Origin of the sequence: Mesorhizobium sp. PUT5, assembly GCF_052216645.1 — a bacterium.
In the GTDB taxonomy this organism is placed as follows: Bacteria; Pseudomonadota; Alphaproteobacteria; order Rhizobiales; family Rhizobiaceae; genus Mesorhizobium.
On record NZ_JBQOSO010000003.1, the window covers coordinates 3,518,976 to 3,538,953 of the forward strand.

Genomic DNA, 19,978 nt, shown 5'->3' on the forward strand with positions numbered 1-19,978 from the left:
TCATCCCCTAGGCCGCCTTCTTCTCGGCGCCACCGAAATTCATCGTGCTCTGCTCGACCGCGTCGATGGAGGGGCGATCATGCGCGGAAATGGTCTTGCGCCCGAACTCGATCGCCACCTGCGGCAGCGAGCCGTTCATGTAGGCCAGCAGCGTCTGCTTCACGATGACGTAGAGCCGGTTCTTCTTGTCGCGCACGCTCTTGATCTTCGTGGCGATGGGTCCGACGACCGTGTAGGAAAGGAAGATGCCGAGGAAGGTTCCGACCAGCGCCGCGCCGATGAGGCCGCCGAGGATTTCCGGCGACTGGTCGAGCGCGCCCATGGCCTTCACCACGCCAAGCACGGCGGCCACGATGCCCAGGGCCGGCAGGCCGTCGCCCACCGCCACCAGCGCGTGATAGGCTTTCAGCTTGTCGGCGCGGATGGTCTGGATCTCTTCGTCCATCAGCGCCTCGATCTCGTGCGGACGGGCATTGCCGATGATGATGATGCGGCAGTAGTCGCAGATGAAATTGGTCAGGTCCTGGTTCTTCAACACGGTCGGGAACGCCTGGAAGATCGGCGACTCCTCCGGATTGTCGATATGGGTCTCGACCTCGCTGCGGGATTTGGAGCGCAGTTCGCGCATCAGGCCATGCAGAACCCCCAGCGTCTCCAGATAGTCCTGCTCCTTCGGCACCGACTGCTTGAACGCCTCGAGAATGCCCCTGCCGGTGTCCTTCACCGTCTTCATGGGGTTGGCCACCAGGAACGTGCCCAGCGCGGCTCCGCAGATCACCACCGCCTCCCACGGCTGCGCGAGCACGTGCAGATGCCCGCCCATGGCCATGAAGCCGCCAAGGACGCAGCCGAGCGTCACCACCAGTCCGATCAGAATGCCCACCTGAGGTCCTTCCGCATGTCACGTCAGGATGACCGGAATATCGCGCGTGCCTTGCGTGAAGCTTGAAAGGGCGATGTTCCCCGATTCAGTTTCGCGCAAGGAACTTGGCTTACTCTGCGGCGATTGTTTCGGCCGGAGACGCGCGATGCTGAGTACCTACATGAGCTATCAGCTCATAACGAGGGATATCGACAAGTCGATCAACAGGATCGAGAAGCAGCCGCTCGTGGATCGGGAAACCAAATACTTTCTCGACAACATCACGAAGGTGACGTCGATCGACGACTTCGTCAACGACACGCGGCTGTTCAAATATGCCATGAAGGCCTTCGGCCTCGGCGACATGGACTATGCCAAGGCGTTCATGAAAAAGGCGCTCAAGGAAGGCGTCTCCGATCCCAACAGCTTCGCCAACAAGCTGACCGACAAGCGCTATGCCGAATTCGTCAGGGCCTTCAATTTCGCCGATTACGGCGCCGCCGCGACCAGCTACAACCCCGCCCAGCAGGGTGTGACCAACAACTATTTGTTGCAGGTTGAAGTCGGCGCCCTGCAGACCGGGCTCAACTACGACCGGGGCGAAACCTTCAACTTCCTGGCCAAAATCGGCAATGTGAAGTCCATCGACGACCTGATGGCCGACAAGCGCCTGCTGTCCTACGCCATGGCCGCCTACGGGCTCGATGCGGACAAGGAGTCGCCGGACACGGTCCGCCAGATGCTGGAAGGCGGGGTCAGCGATCCGCAAAGCCCCGCGAACAAGCTCTACGACAAGAGCTATGCGAACTTCGTCTCAGCCTTCGACTTCGCGCAATACGGCGACCAGACCACCTCGCGCGCCGCCGTGCTGTCGCAAACGCCGCAAGCCTATCTCGCCGCCTCGGGCCTGACCTCGCTCAACGCCGGGTCCGCCGCCGATCAGGCCGAAGTCGACTATTTCAACGCCAATATCGGCAAGGTCACCTCCATCAGCGACCTCATGAGCGACAAGCGCCTGCTCACCTTCGCGATGGCGGCGTTCGGGCTCGATGCCAAAACCGAGCCGTCGGCCACGGTCCGCGCCATGCTGGCCGGCGGGGTCAGCGACCCGGCCAGCCCCGCCAACCAGCTTTCGGACAAGCGGTATGCCGCTTTCGTGCGAGCCTTCGATTTCGCCCAATACGGCTCCGCCACGACCACGCGCGACGCCGTCACCCAGGCCGTTCCTGCCCTCTACCTTCAGAGTTCCGATCCCGAGAACGCCTATTTCCGCGCCAACATCGGCAAGGTGAAATCGGTGAACGACCTGCTGTCGGACAAGCGACTGCTCAGCTATGCTATGAGCGCCTATGGCCTCGACGCCAAGACGGTGTCGGTGGATCGTGTTCGCACCATGCTCACCGGCGGCGTCAGCGACCCTTACAGCCCCGCGAACCTGTCCAGCGACAAGCGCTATGCCGCCTTCGTCTCCGCCTTCGACTTCAACACCTATGGGGACGCCACGACATCGCGCGCCGAGGTGCTCGATCAGACGCCCCGCTACCATGTCGAGAACGCCAATCCGGAAACCGCCTATTTCCGGGCCAACATCGCAAAGGTGCGATCGGCCAGCGGACTGATGTCCGACGACAGGCTTCTCACCTACGCCATGGCCGCCTTCGGGCTGGACGCCTCAGCTGAGGACCCGGCGAAGGTGAAGGCGATGCTGGAAGGCGGCGTCTCCGATCCGCAGAGCCCGGCCAACCGGTCGGGCGACCCGAGATACCTCGCGTTCGTGGCGGCTTTCGACTTCCAGCAATACGGCACGCAGACGACCTCGCGTTCCCAGGTACTGGACGCGACGCCGTCCAGCTACGCGACGATGGACGGGCTCGGCTTGGTCAAGCCGCCGGCCAGCTACGTGCAGGCCGAGAGCGACTACTATCAGGCAGCCGTGGCCAAGATGACGTCCATCGACGACCTCATGGCCAACAAGCGCGTGCTGAACTACGCGCTCTCCGCCTTCGGGCTCGACCCGAAAACCGAAGATCCGGCTCGCATCCGCTTGATGCTGGAGGGCGGCGTCCGCGACCCTGACAGCCCCGTGAACAAACTCGGCGACAAGAACTACATGGCCTTCGTCGCCGCCTTCAACTTCGAGCAGTATGGCGAGGACGCCACGACCTACCGTCCCAGCCAGCAGCCGGTGGTCGACAAATACATGCGCCAGACGCTGGAGGAGGATGCCGGCCAGAGCAACGAAGGCGTGCGCCTGGCCCTCTACTTCCAGCGCAAGGCATCCACGCTGACCAACTGGTACGAGGTGCTGGCCGACAAGGCGCTGGCCAGCGTGGTGCGCACCGCTTTCGGCCTGCCGGAGTCGTTCGCCTCCGCCGACATCGACAAGCAGGTGAAGCTGTTCGAGCAGAGGATGGACATCGCCGACTTCGCCGATCCGCAGAAGCTGGGCAAGTTCATCAACCGTTTCACCACCCTTTACGAGATCCAGAACCCGACCTCCACCGCGCTGACCTCGGTAAGCGTGCTGTTCGCGCAGCCGACCGAGATCGGCGTCTCGACCGACCTGCTGATGGCCATGCAGCAACTCAAGCCGATTTGAGGGTCTCATGCAGGATAGCCTTTACGTCGCCCTTTCGTCCCAGCTCGCGCTGGAAAAGCGCCTCAACACCATCGCCGACAACGTGGCCAACGCCTCCACGGTCGGCTTCCGCGGCACCGGCGTGAAGTTCGAGGACGTGGTTTCCGGCACCGGCCAGAAGGCGGTTTCCTTCGCCTCCCCCGGCGACAGCTTCCTCTCGACCGCCCACGGCTCGATGACCGAGACCGGCAATCCGTTCGACTTCGCCATCCAGGGCGACGCCTGGTTCGGCCTCGAAACACCCGCCGGCACGGTCATGACGCGCGACGGGCGCTTCTCGATGGACGAGAACGGACAGTTGCTGTCCATCGAGGGCCATCCCGTGCTCGATGCGGGCGGCGCGCCGATCCAGCTCGATCCCCGGGGCGGCCCGCCGCGGGCCGGCGCCGACGGAATGCTGCTTCAGGGCGACCAGCCCGTCGGGGCGATCGGTCTGTTCGGCTTCGAGCCGGGCCCCAACTTCGTGCGCTACGGCAATTCCGGCATTCTCGCCGACCGCGAGCCGGAACCGATCGCCGACCGTATCGACGTCGGCATCTCCCAGGGTTTCCTGGAGCAGTCCAACGTCAACCCGGTCCTTGAGATGACGCGGCTGATCCAGGTCCAGCGCGCCTTCGAGAATGTCGCGGCGCTGATGCGCCAGACCGAATCCACCACCGACGACGCCATCAAGACGCTCGGCTCCAAGTGACGGACGGCCACGAAGTGACTGGTCCCGACATGAGCGCCGGCCCCATACCGCCGGAACCGCAGCTTCCGATCCGTCGCACGGACCACGCGGAACCGTCGCGCCTGGCGATGCTGGAAAGCGTGTGGCACCGCTTCCATGCCGGCCAGCCGCCCCTCAAGCGGGGCGGCCGCGTCGCCGAGGTTTCGGCAACCCAATACAAGGTGCGCGGCCTGTCCGAGGTGGCACGGCTCGGCGACCTCGTCGAGCATCGCGGCCATGGCGCGGTGCGGCGCGGCGAGATCGTGCGGATCGGCGCCGACGCGGTCGTCGTCGCGCCCTTCGAGCACAGCACGGACACTGGCATCGGCGATGTCGTCTTCCGCCGCGGGCCGTTGACGGTGATGCCGCACCCGTCCTGGCGCGGCCGCGTCATCGACGCGCTCGCCCGTCCGATCGACGGCGGCGCCCCGCTCCTGCGCATGCCCCAGCAGGCAGACGCAGGACACGATCCCGCGCCGGCGGCGCTCTCGCGCCAGCGTGTCGACACCCCGTTCGTGACCGGCGTGCGCGTCATCGACATTTTCACCCCGCTCTGCTTCGGCCAGCGCCTGGGCGTCTTCGCCGGCTCCGGCGTGGGCAAGTCGACCCTGCTCGCCATGCTGGCCGCCGCCGACGCGTTCGATACGGTGGTGGTGGCGCTGGTGGGCGAGCGCGGCCGCGAAGTGCGCGAATTCCTCGAAGACACGATCGGCGCGACAAGCATGGCCAAGACGGTCGCCGTCGTCGCCACCAGCGACGAGAGCGCCATGATGCGGCGGCGCGCGCCGGATACGGCCATGCGCGTGGCCGAGCATTTCCGCGACCAGGGCCACCGCGTGCTGCTCGTCCTGGATTCCATCACCCGCTTCGCCCATGCGCTGCGCGAGGTCGCCACGGGCGCGGGCGAGCCGCCGGTGGCGCGCGGCTATCCGGCCTCCGTCTTCACCGACCTGCCCAAGCTTCTGGAGCGCGCCGGACCGGGCGCGGAAGGCTCCGGCTCCATCACCGCCATCATCTCGGTGCTGGTCGATGGCGACGACCACAACGACCCCGTCGCCGATTCGGTGCGCGGCATCCTCGACGGCCATGTCGTGCTCGACCGTACCATCGCCGAACAGGGCCGCTACCCGCCGGTCAATCCGCTCTCCTCCATATCGCGTCTGGCCGGCAAGGCGTGGAGCCCGGAGCAGCAAGTGCTGGTGACCCGGCTGAAATCCATGATCTCGCGCTTCGAGGACACCCGCGACATCCGCCTGCTGGGCGCCTACCAGGGCGGCGTCGACGCCGAACTGGACATGGCGGTGCGCCAGGTGCCGCTGATCTACGAGGCGCTGACGCAATCGCCGAAGGACCGCCCTTCGCCCGACCCGTTCGCGGACCTCGCACGCCACCTGAAGGTGAAGCAGAATGTCGACGCTGGAAACTGAGCTGCAGGCGACCGAGCGCCTGCTCCGCGAAAAGCTTGCCCAGGCGCAGGCGGCCGAGCGGGCGGCCCGCCCCCGCTCTCCGCTCGCCGGCCTGCTGCAAGGTGGGCGGCTGCTGCTGCGCCGCCGCAAGCCCGCCCCCGCCAAGCCTGATGAGGCCGGCGGCGCCGACGACGCCCTGGAGGAGCTGTTTTCCATGCCCGCGGCAGCCGGGCGGACGCCAGCGCTCCCGCTGCCCGACGTCGAGCGCCAGAAGCGCAACAGGCGCAGCGATTTCATCATGGCCACGCTGGGCATGGCGCTGGGCCTGACCTGCGCGGTGTTTCCCTGGTACATCTTCTTCAACCAGGAGCAGTTCGGCGTCCAGGCCATGAAATTCGGCGGCAAGGGCGGCAATGCGGGCCGCTCGGTAGCCGGTTACGGCCTCGACAGCGGTGGCGCCACGCCTGACGAACAGGCGCTTTCGCCGGATCTCGACCCCTTCGCGACCGGCACCCTGCAGAGCACTCCCATGCGTCCCCAGGACGCGCCCGGCCTCGACCGGCAGCCCTTCCCCGCCGAGGTCCCGGCCTTCCGCCTCGTCCATGTCGCCAACGGCCGCGCCATGATCGAGGACGACGCCGGCCTGTGGGTGGTGCAGCCGGGCTCGGTGCTGCCCGACGCCAGCCGCGTGCGCGCCATCGAGAAGCGCAATGGCAGATGGGTGCTGCTGACGAGCGCGGATAGCGTGCTGGAAATGACGAAATAGAGCAATTTCTAGCAAAGGCGGGAACCCGGTTCCCGTCCGGGATCTCATAAAAACAAGAAGATAGCGCGTTTCACAAAACCGCACCTGCTCCAAGGCGTCGCGCACACGCAAGGCCCGCGCAAGACTGGCCACCTAGTGTGACCGGGAATTGTCCGGAGAGCCGCCATGGACCCCGTCAACCTTTTCGGTCTCGCATCGAAACAGTCGCAATGGCTGTCGGTGCGCCAGTCTGCCGTTGCCGGCAACATCGCCAACGCCAACACACCCGGCTACGTCGCCACCGACGTCGAGCCGTTCGAAAAGGTGCTTGACCGTTCGCCCATGCGCATGAGCGCCACGCAGAGCGGCCATCTCGGCGGCATCACCCAGGCCGCCTATGTCGCCAAGCCGCAGGAATACACCGGCGCGCTCATGCCGTCGAAGAACACGGTCGTGCTGGAGAACGAGTTGTTGAAGGCCGGCGAGATCCGCCGTTCCTTCGAGTTGAACACGGCCATCGTCAAGGCATTCCACGCCATGATGATCAGCGCGGTCAAAGGATAACCGGCTATGGACGCGCTGACCGCTGCCCTCAAGATCGCATCCTCCGGCCTCAACGCGCAGTCGGAGCGGCTGCGCGTCGTCTCGGAAAACATGGCCAATGCCCAGTCGACCGGCACGACGCCCGAGGCCGATCCGTATCGGCGCAAGACGATCAGCTTCGTGTCGGAACTAGACCGCGCTTCGGGCGGCGCGCTGGTGGAGGTCAACTCCATCGACCGCGATCCGTCCGCCTTTCCCGTCGAGTTCCAGCCCGGCAACGAGGCCGCCGACGCGAACGGCTACGTCAAGATGCCCAATGTTAACGTGCTGGTCGAGATGGCCGACATGAACGAGGCCAACCGCTCCTACCAGGCCAATCTTCAGGTCATCAAGCAGGCGCGCGACCTCATTTCCATGACGATAGATCTGATGAGGACACAAGGATGATCGGCAGTATCGGCTCACTCAGACTGACACCTGCGGCAGGGTCGGACCCTGCATCGGAGCTGGCGCCCGGCGGCGCGGCGTCCGCGACAGGCTTCGGCTCTCCCGCCACCTTCGCGGAAGCGCTGAGCCAGGCCGCGACCAGGACCGTCGACACGCTCGAGACCGCCGAGAAGATGTCGCTGCAGGCGCTGACCGGCGGCGCCGACACCCGCCAGGTGGTCGACGCCGTGATGGACGCCCAGCAAGCGCTGCAAACCACCATCGCCATCCGCGACAAGATCGTCAGCGCGTGGCTCGACGTCAGCCGCATGCAGATCTGAAGGCCGCGCCCGTGAAAGCCCTTGCCATAGCCGCCACCGGCATGAACGCCCAGCAGACCAATCTGGAAGTCATCGCCAACAACATCGCCAACATCAACACCACCGGCTACAAGCGCGCCCGCGCCGAATTCTCCGACCTTCTCTATCAGGTCGACCGCACGCAGGGCGTGCCGAACCGCGCCAACGCCTCGGTCGTACCCGAAGGCGTTTCGATCGGCCTCGGCGTCAAGACCAGCGCCGTGCGCAACGTCCACATCCAGGGCGGCCTGACCAACACCGGCAACAGCTTCGACCTGGCCTTGAACGGCAAGGGCTGGTTCCAGGTCGAAGCCGCCGACGGCAGCACGCTCTACAGCCGTTCGGGAACCTTCAACACCAATGCCACCGGGCAACTGGTGACAATGGACGGCGCGAGCCTCATTCCCGCCATCACCGTGCCGGCCGACGCCGTCGAGGTCATCGTCAACAAGAGCGGCCAGGTCTTCGCCCGCATGGACGACCAGGTCGATCTGATGGAACTGGGCCAGCTCACGCTCGCCACCTTCTCCAACGAGGCCGGCCTGGCGCCGCTGGGCGACAATCTCTTCCAAGAGACGCCCGCTTCCGGCCCGGCAAATGTCGGCATTCCGGGCGACCCGGGCTTCGCCACCATCGAGCAGGGCTATCTGGAAAACTCCAACGTCGATCCGGTCAAGGAGATCACCGACCTGATCTCGGCCCAGCGCGCCTACGAGATGAACTCCAAGGTCATCCAGGCCGCCGACGAGATGGCCGCCGTCGTCTCCAAGAACATCAGGTAAGCAAGATGCGCCTGCACGCCTCCCCTCCCGTCCTGCGCCGGCTGGCGCTTTCGCTGGCGCTGCTTGCCGGCACGCTGCCGGCGGCGGCGCAGGAGGTCGTGCTCATTCCCGCCCGAGTCATCTATCCGGGCGAGACGATCGGGCTTGCCGCCCTCAAGCAGGTAACGCTCGCAGCCGGCCGCCACAAGCCGGACGCCGTCGCAACGGCGGCAGCCGAACTGGACGGCAAGGTCGCCCGGCGCACGCTGCTGCCCGGCCGCTACATCCCCGCCAACGCTGTCCGCGACGCCTGGCTGGTCGAGCAGGGCGCCTCCGTGCAGGTCTATTTCGAGGCCGGCCCGCTCACCATTTCGGCCGCCGGCGTGACCCTGCAGCCCGGCGCCGCCGGCGATCTCGTCAAGGTCCGCAATGCAGACAGCGGCAAGGTCATCACCGGCACGGTGATGGCCGACGGCTCCGTGCGGATCGGCGCCTCATGAGACTGCGCCGGCTTTCCCTTGCGTTCGCGGTTGCGCTTTGCGCCCAGCCCGGCCTCGCCGACGGCCTGACGGCCAAGGCCAGGCAGGAGATCGCCGCCAGGAACGGCGGCGTGCTCGACGAGCCCTCCTACGACGCGGCCACCGCCGGGCGCATGTTCGAGGTGCCGAGCGGGCCGAGTTCGCTGCCGCCCGGACAGGTGGCCTCGCGCATCAAGGACGTGGCGCAGTTGCAGAGCGCGCGCGACAACCAGCTCGTCGGCTACGGCCTGGTCATCGGCCTTCAGGGTACGGGCGATTCGCTGCGCAACTCGCCCTTCACCGAACAGTCGATCCGCGCCATGCTGGAAAATCTCGGCATCGCCACGGAAGGCGGACGGGCGCGCGCCAAGAACGTCGCCGCCGTCATCGTCACCGCCAACATGCCGCCCTTCGTGCAGTCCGGCGCACGCATCGACGTCACCGTCTCGTCCATGGGCGACGCGACATCGCTCCAGGGCGGCACGCTGATCATGACGCCTCTGAAGGCAGCGGACGGCGAGATCTACGCGGTGGGCCAGGGCGCCGTCATCGTCTCCGGCTTCACCGCGCAGGGCCAGGCCGAGCAGGTCACGCAGGGAGTGCCGACCGCCGGCCGCGTGCCGAACGGCGCCATCGTCGAGCGTGCCGTGACCGCCGAGTTCGGCGACCAGTCGGTGCTGACCCTGCAACTGCGCAATCCCGATTTCTCCACCGCCGTGCGCATCGCCGACGCCATCAACGAATATACGCGCCAGCGCTTCCGCTCCCGCCTGGCGGCCGAGCGCGACGCCCGCACGGTCTCCATCAAGAAACCGAAGGGCATCTCGGCGGCGCGTTTCTACGCCGAGATCGAAAACCTGGTGGTGGGGGCCGACATGCCGGCCCGCGTGGTGGTGGACGAGCGCACCGGCACCATCGTCATCGGCAACCAGGTCAAGATCTCGCGCGTGGCCATCAGCCACGGAACACTCACCGTGCGCATCACCGAGGCGCCGCGCGTGGTGCAGCCGGAACCCTTCTCCCGGGGCGTGACCGCCGTGGAGCCCAACACGGCCATCGACATCGCCCAGCCGAACGCCCGCGTGGCCGTGCTCGACGGGCCCGACCTGGAAACGCTGGTTTCGGGATTGAACCGCCTCGGCGTCAAGCCGGACGGCATCATCGCCATCCTGCAGGGCATCAAGTCGGCCGGCGCGCTTCAGGCCGACCTCGTGCTGCAATAGGAGGCAAGCAATGACCGCACGCCCCCTTTCCCGCCGTCTCCCCCGCATCGTCGCCCTGTCCATGCTGGCGCTGGCTGCGGCCGGCCCGGCCCTCGCAGGGAACGAACCCGCGTCGGCCGCGTCGGTGCGCCAGGTTCTGCCCGGCGCGCCAGCGGCTCCCGCCGAGCTGGTGCGTACGGCGCCCGCGATTCCCGCACCCGCGGTTTCGGCACCCGCTGTGTCGCAGGAAGTGACCGGAACCACGCCGCCGCCCGCCGAGGAAAGCGAGATCGAGCGTTTCTGCTCCAATATCGCCGATGCCGCGCGCGACCGACGCTATGCGCTCCAGGCGGCGGAGCTGAAGCAGTTGCAGTCCGACGTGGACAAGCGCATCGCCACGCTGGAGGCCAAGCGGGCCGAGTATGAGGAATGGCTCAAGCGCCGCGAGGTCTTCCTGGCCCGCGCCGAGGACGGCGTGGTCAAGATATATGCCGGCATGAAGCCCGATGCCGCCGCCGAGCGCCTGGCCGGCGTGCATGCCGAGCTGGCGGCCGCGATCCTGATGAAGCTCGACGCCCGCAAGGCCAGCCTCATCCTCGACGAGATGGACAAGAAGGCCGCCGCCGCGCTGACCGGCATCATGGCGAGCGCCGCACGCAGGATGGACCCGTCATGATCCGCAACAGCCTGATCCTGCTGGCGGCTGCCGCTGCCCTTGCCGGTTGCGCCACCGACCCCAAGGAGATCGGCCGTGAACCGTCGCTTTCGCCGGTCGGCGCCGGCATCGAGCAAGGCGCGGTCTCCGTCTATCGCTATCCGGAAACGCCGTCGGCGCCGGTCAAGAAATTCTCGCTGTGGGACGACCGGCAGAGCCGCCTGTTCACCGATCCGCGCGCGCTGCAGGCCGGCGACATATTGACCGTGCGCATCAAGATCAACGACCGCGCCCGCTTCAAGAACCAGAACGACAGGAGCCGCACCTCCGCCCGCACGCTGGGACTGGGCGCCGATATCGGCTGGGACAAGTGGAAGGCCGGCGGCTCGGCCAAGGGCAACCTGGATTCCAAGACCGAGACCAAGGCCGACGGCGCCATCGAGCGCTCCGAATCGATCCTGCTCAACGTGGCCGCCGTGGTCACCGACGTGCTGCCGAACGGCAACCTGATGATCCGCGGCTCGCAGGAGGTGCGCGTCAACGCCGAACTGCGGGTGCTCACCATCGCCGGCATCGTGCGCCCGTCCGACATCGGCGCGGAAAACACCATTTCCTACGAGCGCATCGCGGAGGCCCGCATCTCCTATGGCGGGCGCGGCCGCGTCAGCGAGATCCAGCAGCCGGGCTACGGCCAGCAGGTTCTCGACCAGGTCCTTCCGTTCTAGGCGGGCGCGCAGATGGCGAACACCGAGCAGATCAGGGCGCCGAAGCAGCCACCCCTCCTCGTGCAGATCGGCATTCTGGCCGCCATGACGGCGGCGGCGTTGGGCGGAGGCTGGATGGCGGGCTCCTATCTGAAGGGCACCGAGGTGCCGCCGCCCGCAGCAGCCCAGAACCACGACAAGGCGGCCGAGCCCCAGCCCGCCGGCTTCCCGCAGGCCGGCGAAGGCGGCGTCACGCTGGCGGAACTGCCGTCCATCACCACCAATCTCGCGGCCCCCGCCAGCGTGTGGGTGCGCATGGACGCCACCGTCGTCTTCGACGGCCCGCAGCCGCCGGAAACGGTGGAGGCCATTCATCAGGACATGCTGGCCTTCCTGCGAACGGTCCGGATGCACCAGGTGGAGGGCGCCAGCGGCTTCCAGCATCTCAAGGCCGACCTCAAGGAGCGCGCGGCGATCCGCAGCGACGGCCACGCCCGGGACGTGCTGATCAGGACATTGCTGTTCGAATGAAAAAGCTCACGCTTCCGCTTGCCGCGACGGCCGTATTGCTGGCCGCCGCGACGACCGCATCCGCACAGCAGTTCGACCTCGGCGGCATCGGCCAGGCGAGCGGCGATACGGTGGCCACCATCATCCAGATGTTCGGCCTCATCACCGTGCTGTCGGTGGCGCCGGGCCTGCTCATCATGGTGACGAGCTTCACGCGCTTCGTCATCGCGTTCTCGATCCTGCGCGCCGGCATCGGCCTGCAATCCACGCCGGCCAACCTGATCCTGATCTCGCTTTCGCTGTTCATGACGTTCTACGTCATGGCGCCGACCTTCGACCAGGCCTGGAACACCGGCGTGAAGCCCCTGATGGAAAACCAGATCGGCCAGGCCGAGGCGCTGGAAAAGATTTCCGACCCGTTCCGCAGCTTCATGCTGCACAACGTCCGCGACAAGGATTTCGACCTGTTCGCCGATCTGGCGCGCGAGCGCGGCCAGGAGGTGGCCCGCGACACGGTGGACCTGCGCATCCTGGTGCCGGCCTTCATGATCTCGGAGATCCGCCGCGGCTTCGAGATCGGCTTCCTGATCGTGCTGCCCTTCCTGGTCATCGACCTGATCGTGGCCACCATCACCATGGCCATGGGCATGATGATGCTGCCGCCCACGGTGATCTCCCTGCCGTTCAAGATCATGTTCTTCGTGCTGATCGACGGCTGGAACCTGCTGGTCGGATCGCTGGTGCGCTCCTTCACCTAGCACGGCCGCGTCGCGGCTGCATTCCAACACCCCTCCGTACCTCGCCGAGCCTGGGCGAAGCCCGAGCCTGGGAGGGGGCATCCTGCGCGCGTCCCATCGCCGAATTTATTTTTTCGTTAACCATACCGCTTATCGAATTGGCAGGAACTGCCCGGCCATAGTCGCACTCAGATGGCGGGTGATCCTTTTCGGCGATCATTGGCATGAAGCCCACCGCCATACCGGCCGAGCCGGCATGTTCCCCATAAATGTACGTGTAAAAACGGGTACGTGTATCCATGTCTTCGATCAACACCAATGCCTCGGCGATGACCGCTCTCCAGAGCCTCTCCGCCACCAACAAGAACCTTTCGATCACCCAGGGCCGCATCTCCACCGGCCTGCGCGTTGCCGAAGCTTCGGATAACTCCGCCTACTGGTCGATCGCCACCACCATGCGCTCTGACAACAAGGCCCTGTCTTCGGTTCAGGACGCTCTTGGTCTGGGTGCCGGCCGCCTCGACGTCGCTTACACCGCCACCAATTCGGCGATCGATGTGGTCGACAAGATCAAGCAGAAGCTGGTCACGGCGATGAGCGCGTCTGAAGACGACAAGCTCAAGATCCAGGGCGAAATCAAGGAACTGCAAGGCCAGCTCACCAGCATCGGCCTCTCCGCCAACTACGCCGGCGGCAACCTGATCGCCAATGACCAGACCGAAACCGAGCTCAACATCGTCTCGTCCTACGACCGGACTGCCGATGGCACCGTCAAGGTCAACACGATCACGGTTGACCTCTCGAAAACGCAGCTTCTCGACGAGACGGGCACCGACGGTGGCATCCTCGCGGACGTGATGGCCATCGAACTCGATGGCACGGAAGACAATGACGGCATCCAGGCACATCTCGATACCATCGAAGATGCCCTGAAGCAGATGGCCGACGCAGCGGCTACACTGGGCGCCGCCAAGGCACGCGTGGACATGCAGAAGGACTTCGTTTCCAAGCTGTCCGACGCTATCGATCGCGGCGTGGGCCAGCTCGTCGATGCCGACATGAACAAGGAATCGACGCGTCTGCAGGCGCTGCAGGTGCAGCAGCAGCTCGGCATCCAGGCGCTGTCGATTGCGAATTCCAACTCGCAGTCGATCCTGTCGCTGTTCCGTTAAGACGAGACAGCCGGCTTCGTCCGGCTCCTCTACAGGCAAAAAAAGCCGCGCTTCGCCCGAAGCGCGGCTATTTTTATTTTGTCAGCTTTTCCTCGCACCACTCTCATTTAATCGTCTATTAACCATGGAAGCGTAGCTATGGTTAACCGATCGTTTCGCGCAGTGCGGACGAGAGACGTAGATCGAGGGGTGGACAGTGTCGAGCATTCTAACGAACGCATCTGCGATGACGGCCTTGCAGAGCCTGAAGGCGACGAACAAGGCGCTCGAGCAGACCCAGGGCCGCATTTCTACAGGCTATCGCGTAGCCGAGGCGATGGACAACGCTGCCTACTGGTCTATCGCCACCACCATGCGCTCTGACAACAAGGCCTTCTCCGCCGTTCAGGACGCGCTCGGCCTCGGCGCCGGCAAGATCGATATCGCCTACACCGCCATGAACAAGGCGATCGAGGTGGTCGACGAGATCAAGCAGAAGCTGCTCGCGGCCCTCGGCGCCTCGGAAGACAATAGAGCCAAGATCCATACCGAGATCCTTACCAGGCAGGATCAGCTCAAAGGCATCGCCACCGGCGCCAACTATGCCGGAACCAACGTCTTGGCCAATGACAGCCCCTCCGATCCGCTGGAGATCGTGTCCTCCTACAACCGCGCCGGAGACGGGACCGTATCCGTCGGCACCATATCGATCGATCTCAGCACTGTCGTGCTGACCGACGCGGACGGCGAAGCAGGTGGACTTCTCGATGACGTGATGGGGATCGACATTTCCGGAGCCTTGGTCACAGACGACGATATCAAGGGTTTCCTGGATAACGTCGAAGAAGCCCTCGCCGCGATGGCGGATGCTGCCGCGACCCTCGGCGCCGCCAAGTCCCGCATCGACATGCAGAAGGATTTCGTTTCCAAGCTGACGGACGCGATCGACCGCGGCGTGGGCCAGCTCGTCGATGCCGACATGAACCAGGAATCGACCAGGCTCCAGGCGCTGCAGGTGCAGCAGCAGCTCGGCATCCAGGCGCTGTCGATCGCAAACTCCAACTCGCAGAATATCCTGGCCCTGTTCAGGAACTGACCGGACGGCATCATGGACAATGATGGGCCGCGCTCCTTCGAGCGCGGCCCATTTCATTTTCGCACAAGCTTCGCGCACTAGTCTGACGGAGGGCAGTCATGCGGGAGCTTCCGATCCGTGCCGGAACAGATCAAGACCATCATCATCAATCTCCAGGGCTTCGGCCCGAAGCGGCTCGCCATTCTCGGCGGCATGGCGGCACTTGTCATCGCCATTATCGGCGTCGCCTCGGTCTATCTCAACAGGCCGGCCTACGAGACCCTCTATGTCGGGCTGGAGCGATCCGACGTCAGCCAGATCGGCATGGTGCTTTCCGAAGCCGGGCTCGACTTCGACGTGGGCGCCGACGGCACCAGCGTTCTGGTGCCGGCCGGCAAGACCGCACAGGCGCGCATGCTCCTGGCCGAGAAGGGCCTGCCCACCAGCGCCAATGCCGGCTACGAGCTGTTCGACAATGTCGGCTCGCTCGGCCTGACCTCCTTCATGCAGCAGATCACCCGCGTGCGCGCGCTGGAGGGCGAGATCGCCCGTACCATCCAGTCGCTGGCCGGCATCAAGGCCGCGCGCGTGCACATCGTCATGTCCGAACGGGCCAATTTCCGCCGCGACGAGCAGCAGCCCTCCGCCTCAGTGGTCATCCGCTATGCCGGCATCGACGGCGAGAAGACGGCCATGTCCATCCGCCATCTCGTGGCGGCGGCCGTTCCCAGCCTGTCGGCCGACAAGGTGACGGTGCTGGACGCAGCCGGCAACCTGCTGGCCGCCGGCGACGACCCTTCCAACACGAGTGCCGCGCGCGCGCTCGGCGTCGAGCAGACCGTGGAGGCCCAGATCGGCGACAACATCCGCCGCGCGCTGACCGCCTATCTCGGCCCGGAAAACTTCCGCGCCAGCGTCAAGGCCGACGTCAACACCGACACGCGCCAGATCGAGGAGACCATCTTCGATCCGGAATCGCGGGTCGAGCGCTCGGTGCAGTCGGTGCGCGCCAACGAGGCCAACAGCCAGAGGCAGGCCTCCACCCCCGCCACCGTGGAGCAGAACCTGCCCGAAGCCCAGGCGACCGCCACTGACGGCCCGCAATCTTCCTCGCAGAACGACCGCAAGGAGGAGATCACCAACTACGAGATCAATTCCAAGCGCATCGCCACCGTTTCCAACGGCTATTCCGTAACCCGCATGTCGATCGCCGTGGTGGTCAACAAGGGACGGCTGGCGGCCGTATTGGGTCAGGACGCCACGTCCGAGCAGGTCGACCAGCGCATCGCCGAAATCCGCAAGATGGTCGCATCCGCCACCGGCTTCGACGAGAAGCGCGGCGACGTCATCGAGGTGTCGGCGGTCGAGTTCATCGACGGGCTGGACGGCCAGGCCGCGGCCGGCCCCAACATTCTGGAAACCGTCGGCCAATATACGGGCAGCCTCATCAATGCCGCCGCCTTCATCGTGGTGGTGTTCCTGGTGGCCTTCTTCGGCCTCAGGCCGATGGCCGCGGCGCTGGCTCCGAAGCCCGCCGAGGTTGCCGGCCCGAGCTTCGACGACGTGCAGCGCTCGCTTCCCACCCCGGACGCGGCCGAAGGCGCGGCGCAGGCCGCCCTGCCCGGCGCCGGCCCCGCCCCGCTGGACGATCTGCGCCGCAAGCTGCGGCCCGCGCCGCAGGACCGGCTGGCCCGCATGGTCGACATCAATGAGGAGCGCACGGCGCATATCCTGCGCAAATGGGCGGCCCAGGAAGCTGCCGCGTGATGCGCACCGCCTCGCTCTACGACCTGCTGCCGGATTTCGGTGCACATCCCGCCCGCGCCCAGCCAATTGCGTCCCCGCAGCCGGTCGCGACGGCCGAACCGCCGCCCGACGTCGACGCGCTCGTCGCCCGGGCCGTGGAGCAAGCCGAGGAAGCGCTTGCCGCCCGCCTCGAGGCCGCGCATGCCGAGGCGCTGGAAGCCCAGCGGCAGGCTGACGCGGATGCGGCCGCCGCATCGCTTGCGAGCCTCGGCGGCGAGATGGCCGCCGCGGTCACCGCCGGCATCGCCGCCATGGAGACGCGCCTGACCGCCTCGACCGAGGAGGCGGTGGCGCGCGTGCTGGGCGGCGTGCTCGGCGACGACCTGCGCGCCCGCTCGCTGGCGGCGCTCGCCGGCACGATCGGCGCTGCCCTGGGCGATGCCGAAGCCGTCGGCATACGCGTGAGCGGCCCGCAATTCCTGTTCGAGCCGCTGAAGGCCGCGTTGGGCGCGCGCACCGCCCAGCTTCATTTCACCGAGGCGCCGGGCCTCGATCTCACGGTGTCGATCGATGATGCGGTGTTCGAAACCCGCATGTCCGAGTGGGCGGCAGCCCTGTCAGAGGTGCTGTCATGAGCGCGGTCCAGGATACCGAACACCGCCAGGAAATCATCATTGTCCGCCGCAACCGCGACGACGACGATCACGGCCATCACGGCGGGGTGTGGAAGATCGCCTTCGCCGACTTCATGACCGCCATGATGTGCTTTTTCCTGGTCATGTGGCTCATCAACGCCGCCAACGACAAGACCAAATCGGCCCTTGCCAGCTATTTCAACCCGGTGCCGCTGACGGACCGCGATTCCAGCCGCAAGGGCCTGCAGGATGCCGCCAACGACCCCAGCGATGCCGACCCCAGCGCGCATGAGGCGCAAAGGCCGGCTCCCAAGACAGGCCAGGACAGCAGCGGCAATTCCGGCAAGGCCCAGGACGGCAACGAAAAGGCCACGCCGGTGAAACAGGCGATCGGCGCGGAGGAGCGTCTCTTCGCCGATCCCTATGCGGTTCTGGCCGAGATCGCCGCCGAGACCGGCACGATGCAGAATGTCAGCCTGCGCGGCGAGGGCGGCGTGCAGAAGGCAGGGCCTGCCACAGGCGCTTCCGGCGGCGAGTCCTATCGCGACCCGTTCGCGCCCGACTTCTGGTCGCAGCAGATGGCCGAGCCCCTGGCGGAAGCCAGCGCCGAGCGTGCGAAGATCGATGGCGAGCCGCCGAAGCCGGACGAAAAGACGGCCGAGACATCGGCGCCGCCGGTAAAGGCGCCCCAACCCGCCGCTGCGCCGGCCCTGGAGCACATTCCGCTGGAGCCGTTGGCAGACGGCGCCAGGACCGCCCCGCCTGCGGCCGACGCGCCCGCGCCGGCCGGGGAGGCAGCGAGCCCGGCGGCACAGAAGGCGGCAGCGGCGATCAAGGCCGAGCTTGCCCAAAGCTTCAAGGGTGACGACAAGACCGGCCCGGGCATCTCGGTCGAGGCCACGGACAAGGGCGTGGTCATCTCCATCACGGACCAGTTCGACTTCGGCATGTTCGAGATCGGCTCGGCGCTGCCCAGCCGCGCCCTGGTTCTGGCCATGGACAAGATCGGCCGTATCGTCAACGGCCAGAAGGGCAAGCTCACCATCCAGGGCCACACCGACGCGCGCCCGTTCCGCAGCGAGACATACGACAACTGGCGACTTTCCACCGCGCGCGCCCATGCCGCCTATTACATGCTGGTGCGCAGCGGCGTCGACGAACATCGCATCGCGGAGGTCGCCGGCTTTGCCGACCGGCAGCCGAAGGACGCCGCCGACCCGCTCGCCGCCGTGAATCGCCGCATCGAGATCCTGCTGGAGGCGCAGTGATGAGGCGCCCTGCCCGGGCCTCCGCCGCCGGAGTCCGCGCTGCAGGGCTGGCCGCGCTCGTGGCCGCGCTTTCGGCGGCGGGGGGCGTCCGGGCCGCGGAGCCGCTGCAGCCCTATCAGCTCGTGCGCTCCCTGCAACTGGTGCAGGACCGGCTCGCGGCCGGCGACCATGCCGCGCTGCCGATGCAGGCCAAGCTGCTGGAGCTTGCCGATGCCCGCTTTCGAGGCGCGGGGCCGGACGAGCTCGACCAGCCCCTCAACCTGCGTGCCCTTCTGGTCTACGGCATGAGCGGCGGCAACCCGGCAACCGTCCAGGCCGCGGTCGCCCGCGTCGAGCTGGACCCCGCTAACCAGGCGGTCTTCCAGGGCGTCGTTTCCTATCTGAGCGGCGACCCGGCCGGTGCGGTGGCGGCCTTGCGCGACGTGGATCCGATGAGCCTGCCCGAGGAACTCGGCGCCTTCACTGCTCTGATCAAGGGCTCGCTGCTCGCAACTGAAGAGCCCGCCGAAGCGCTGTCCCTGTTCGACAAGGCCCGGCTGCTCAGCCCGGGAACGCTGGTCGAGGAAGCCGCGCTGCGCCGTTCGATCCGGATCGCGGCGCTCAACGGCGATGCCGACCGCTTTCTCCTGGCCTCCACCCAGTATGTCGGGCGTTTCCTGCATTCGCCCTATGCAAGCCAGTTCGCGGACAGCTTCGTGTCGGGGGCGGTCGCGCTGCACCCGGCGATCGACCTGGGCAGGCTCGCCGACATCACCTCGATGATGGACCCCGAGCGCGAGAAGGTGATCTATCTGCGTATCGCGCGGCGCGCCGCCATCGACGGGCTGACCGATCTGTCGACATTCGCCTCGGCAAGGGCCGAAGGCGCCGGCGAGGACGATCCGGACGACCCTCGCGCGCAGCTCTATGCCAGCCTTTCCATCCTTACCTCCGACAATATCGGCGCGGTGCAGGAGCGGCTGGACGGCATCGACCGCAACCGGCTTTCCGAGAACGACCGCTCGCTGCTCGACGCCGCCCGGGCCGTAACCCACGAGGTCATCGCCCCGCCGATCGAGCCGTCCGGTGCGGCCGCGAGCCGGCGGGGCGATCCGCCCGACGATGCCGGCCTGCCGCCGGTCGAAGGCGCGGTGGCGGAACAGCCGGCCATTGGCGTCTCACCCGGGCCGCAGGCGGCCCCGATCGCGGCCTCGCCGCCCCCGCGGGCAGACACGCCCGCCGTTGCGGAAACGGCCGGCGACGCCACCGACAACGCGATCGCCGACGCGCGGCGCAAGCTCGAAACCATCGACCGGATGCTGGGAGCATCACCTCAATGACGACGATCG

At 66.6% G+C, this 19,978-nt stretch carries 21 protein-coding genes; 20 read left to right on the forward strand and 1 reads right to left on the reverse strand.

Going from position 1 to position 19,978, the window contains the following annotated elements; all coding sequences use genetic code 11:
• Positions 1 to 7: 7 nt before the first annotated feature.
• The gene (gene motA / locus ACTDI4_RS18770) at positions 8 to 883 is read right to left on the reverse strand and encodes a flagellar motor stator protein MotA (protein ID WP_442842587.1); all 876 of its coding nucleotides are present in this window, start codon (positions 881 to 883) and stop codon (positions 8 to 10) included.
• 145 nt (positions 884 to 1,028) lie between these two features.
• Between motA and ACTDI4_RS18775 the strand changes: the two genes are divergently transcribed.
• From ACTDI4_RS18775 to ACTDI4_RS18870, 20 genes are all read left to right on the forward strand, one after another.
• Positions 1,029 to 3,461 carry a DUF1217 domain-containing protein gene (locus ACTDI4_RS18775; RefSeq protein WP_442842588.1) on the forward strand — a complete coding sequence of 811 codons (2,433 nt, stop codon included), beginning with the start codon at positions 1,029 to 1,031 and terminating at the stop codon, positions 3,459 to 3,461.
• A 7-nt stretch (positions 3,462 to 3,468) separates the two neighbouring features.
• Entirely contained in the window at positions 3,469 to 4,191 is a 723-nt protein-coding gene (flgF, locus tag ACTDI4_RS18780) for a flagellar basal-body rod protein FlgF (protein WP_442842589.1), read from the forward strand.
• A 107-nt stretch (positions 4,192 to 4,298) separates the two neighbouring features.
• Entirely contained in the window at positions 4,299 to 5,636 is a 1,338-nt protein-coding gene (gene fliI / locus ACTDI4_RS18785; RefSeq protein ID WP_442843401.1) for a flagellar protein export ATPase FliI, read from the forward strand.
• Positions 5,617 to 6,381, forward strand: a complete 765-nt coding sequence (locus tag ACTDI4_RS18790; protein ID WP_442842590.1) for a hypothetical protein — start codon at positions 5,617 to 5,619, stop codon at positions 6,379 to 6,381. The genes fliI and ACTDI4_RS18790 overlap by 20 nt, the downstream gene beginning before the upstream one ends.
• 165 nt (positions 6,382 to 6,546) lie before the next feature.
• Entirely contained in the window at positions 6,547 to 6,924 is a 378-nt protein-coding gene (flgB, locus tag ACTDI4_RS18795) for a flagellar basal body rod protein FlgB (protein WP_442842591.1), read from the forward strand.
• A 6-nt stretch (positions 6,925 to 6,930) separates the two neighbouring features.
• The gene (flgC, locus tag ACTDI4_RS18800; RefSeq protein ID WP_442842592.1) at positions 6,931 to 7,350 is read left to right on the forward strand and encodes a flagellar basal body rod protein FlgC; all 420 of its coding nucleotides are present in this window, start codon (positions 6,931 to 6,933) and stop codon (positions 7,348 to 7,350) included.
• On the forward strand, positions 7,347 to 7,670 hold the full coding sequence (locus ACTDI4_RS18805) for a flagellar hook-basal body complex protein FliE (protein ID WP_442842593.1): 324 nt from the start codon (positions 7,347 to 7,349) through the stop codon (positions 7,668 to 7,670). The genes flgC and ACTDI4_RS18805 overlap by 4 nt, the downstream gene beginning before the upstream one ends.
• Positions 7,671 to 7,681: 11 nt before the next feature.
• A complete protein-coding gene (gene flgG, locus ACTDI4_RS18810; protein ID WP_442842594.1) occupies positions 7,682 to 8,470 on the forward strand; it encodes a flagellar basal-body rod protein FlgG in 789 nt (262 codons plus the stop codon).
• Between the two features lie 5 nt (positions 8,471 to 8,475).
• On the forward strand, positions 8,476 to 8,949 hold the full coding sequence (gene flgA, locus ACTDI4_RS18815; RefSeq protein WP_442842595.1) for a flagellar basal body P-ring formation chaperone FlgA: 474 nt from the start codon (positions 8,476 to 8,478) through the stop codon (positions 8,947 to 8,949).
• On the forward strand, positions 8,946 to 10,190 hold the full coding sequence (locus ACTDI4_RS18820) for a flagellar basal body P-ring protein FlgI (RefSeq protein WP_442842596.1): 1,245 nt from the start codon (positions 8,946 to 8,948) through the stop codon (positions 10,188 to 10,190). The genes flgA and ACTDI4_RS18820 overlap by 4 nt, the downstream gene beginning before the upstream one ends.
• A gap of 10 nt (positions 10,191 to 10,200) precedes the next feature.
• On the forward strand, positions 10,201 to 10,845 hold the full coding sequence (locus ACTDI4_RS18825) for a MotE family protein (RefSeq protein ID WP_442842597.1): 645 nt from the start codon (positions 10,201 to 10,203) through the stop codon (positions 10,843 to 10,845).
• Entirely contained in the window at positions 10,842 to 11,549 is a 708-nt protein-coding gene (gene flgH, locus ACTDI4_RS18830) for a flagellar basal body L-ring protein FlgH (protein ID WP_442842598.1), read from the forward strand. The genes ACTDI4_RS18825 and flgH overlap by 4 nt, the downstream gene beginning before the upstream one ends.
• Positions 11,550 to 11,561: 12 nt before the next feature.
• Positions 11,562 to 12,059 (forward strand): flagellar basal body-associated FliL family protein, encoded by a 498-nt coding sequence (locus tag ACTDI4_RS18835; RefSeq protein ID WP_442842599.1) that lies wholly within the window; start codon positions 11,562 to 11,564, stop codon positions 12,057 to 12,059.
• Positions 12,056 to 12,796 (forward strand): flagellar type III secretion system pore protein FliP, encoded by a 741-nt coding sequence (gene fliP / locus ACTDI4_RS18840; RefSeq protein WP_442842600.1) that lies wholly within the window; start codon positions 12,056 to 12,058, stop codon positions 12,794 to 12,796. Before ACTDI4_RS18835 ends, fliP begins: the two co-directional genes overlap by 4 nt.
• Before the next feature lie 278 nt (positions 12,797 to 13,074).
• Positions 13,075 to 13,947: a flagellin N-terminal helical domain-containing protein gene (locus tag ACTDI4_RS18845; protein WP_442842601.1), complete on the forward strand. Its 873-nt coding sequence runs from the start codon at positions 13,075 to 13,077 to the stop codon at positions 13,945 to 13,947.
• Between the two features lie 196 nt (positions 13,948 to 14,143).
• The gene (locus ACTDI4_RS18850; RefSeq protein ID WP_442842602.1) at positions 14,144 to 15,022 is read left to right on the forward strand and encodes a flagellin N-terminal helical domain-containing protein; all 879 of its coding nucleotides are present in this window, start codon (positions 14,144 to 14,146) and stop codon (positions 15,020 to 15,022) included.
• A gap of 117 nt (positions 15,023 to 15,139) precedes the next feature.
• Positions 15,140 to 16,768: a flagellar basal-body MS-ring/collar protein FliF gene (gene fliF / locus ACTDI4_RS18855; protein ID WP_442842603.1), complete on the forward strand. Its 1,629-nt coding sequence runs from the start codon at positions 15,140 to 15,142 to the stop codon at positions 16,766 to 16,768.
• Positions 16,768 to 17,382: a hypothetical protein gene (locus ACTDI4_RS18860; protein ID WP_442843402.1), complete on the forward strand. Its 615-nt coding sequence runs from the start codon at positions 16,768 to 16,770 to the stop codon at positions 17,380 to 17,382. Before fliF ends, ACTDI4_RS18860 begins: the two co-directional genes overlap by 1 nt.
• On the forward strand, positions 17,379 to 18,650 hold the full coding sequence (locus ACTDI4_RS18865) for a MotB family protein (protein WP_442842604.1): 1,272 nt from the start codon (positions 17,379 to 17,381) through the stop codon (positions 18,648 to 18,650). The genes ACTDI4_RS18860 and ACTDI4_RS18865 overlap by 4 nt, the downstream gene beginning before the upstream one ends.
• Positions 18,650 to 19,969, forward strand: a complete 1,320-nt coding sequence (locus ACTDI4_RS18870; protein ID WP_442842605.1) for a chemotaxis protein MotC — start codon at positions 18,650 to 18,652, stop codon at positions 19,967 to 19,969. The genes ACTDI4_RS18865 and ACTDI4_RS18870 overlap by 1 nt, the downstream gene beginning before the upstream one ends.
• The last annotated feature ends 9 nt before the right edge of the window (positions 19,970 to 19,978 follow it).

Bases quoted from the DNA above. Each gene is read 5' to 3' on its own strand.
- ACTDI4_RS18775 (WP_442842588.1), top strand. From the start codon at position 1,029: ATGCTGAGTACCTACATGAGCTATCAGCTCATAACGAGGGATATCGAC.
- flgF (WP_442842589.1), top strand. From the start codon at position 3,469: ATGCAGGATAGCCTTTACGTCGCCCTTTCGTCCCAGCTCGCGCTGGAA.
- fliI (WP_442843401.1), top strand. From the start codon at position 4,299: ATGCTGGAAAGCGTGTGGCACCGCTTCCATGCCGGCCAGCCGCCCCTC.
- ACTDI4_RS18790 (WP_442842590.1), top strand. From the start codon at position 5,617: ATGTCGACGCTGGAAACTGAGCTGCAGGCGACCGAGCGCCTGCTCCGC.
- flgB (WP_442842591.1), top strand. From the start codon at position 6,547: ATGGACCCCGTCAACCTTTTCGGTCTCGCATCGAAACAGTCGCAATGG.
- flgC (WP_442842592.1), top strand. From the start codon at position 6,931: ATGGACGCGCTGACCGCTGCCCTCAAGATCGCATCCTCCGGCCTCAAC.
- ACTDI4_RS18805 (WP_442842593.1), top strand. From the start codon at position 7,347: ATGATCGGCAGTATCGGCTCACTCAGACTGACACCTGCGGCAGGGTCG.
- flgA (WP_442842595.1), top strand. From the start codon at position 8,476: ATGCGCCTGCACGCCTCCCCTCCCGTCCTGCGCCGGCTGGCGCTTTCG.
- ACTDI4_RS18820 (WP_442842596.1), top strand. From the start codon at position 8,946: ATGAGACTGCGCCGGCTTTCCCTTGCGTTCGCGGTTGCGCTTTGCGCC.
- ACTDI4_RS18825 (WP_442842597.1), top strand. From the start codon at position 10,201: ATGACCGCACGCCCCCTTTCCCGCCGTCTCCCCCGCATCGTCGCCCTG.
- flgH (WP_442842598.1), top strand. From the start codon at position 10,842: ATGATCCGCAACAGCCTGATCCTGCTGGCGGCTGCCGCTGCCCTTGCC.
- ACTDI4_RS18835 (WP_442842599.1), top strand. From the start codon at position 11,562: ATGGCGAACACCGAGCAGATCAGGGCGCCGAAGCAGCCACCCCTCCTC.
- fliP (WP_442842600.1), top strand. From the start codon at position 12,056: ATGAAAAAGCTCACGCTTCCGCTTGCCGCGACGGCCGTATTGCTGGCC.
- ACTDI4_RS18845 (WP_442842601.1), top strand. From the start codon at position 13,075: ATGTCTTCGATCAACACCAATGCCTCGGCGATGACCGCTCTCCAGAGC.
- ACTDI4_RS18860 (WP_442843402.1), top strand. From the start codon at position 16,768: ATGCGCACCGCCTCGCTCTACGACCTGCTGCCGGATTTCGGTGCACAT.
- ACTDI4_RS18865 (WP_442842604.1), top strand. From the start codon at position 17,379: ATGAGCGCGGTCCAGGATACCGAACACCGCCAGGAAATCATCATTGTC.
- ACTDI4_RS18870 (WP_442842605.1), top strand. From the start codon at position 18,650: ATGAGGCGCCCTGCCCGGGCCTCCGCCGCCGGAGTCCGCGCTGCAGGG.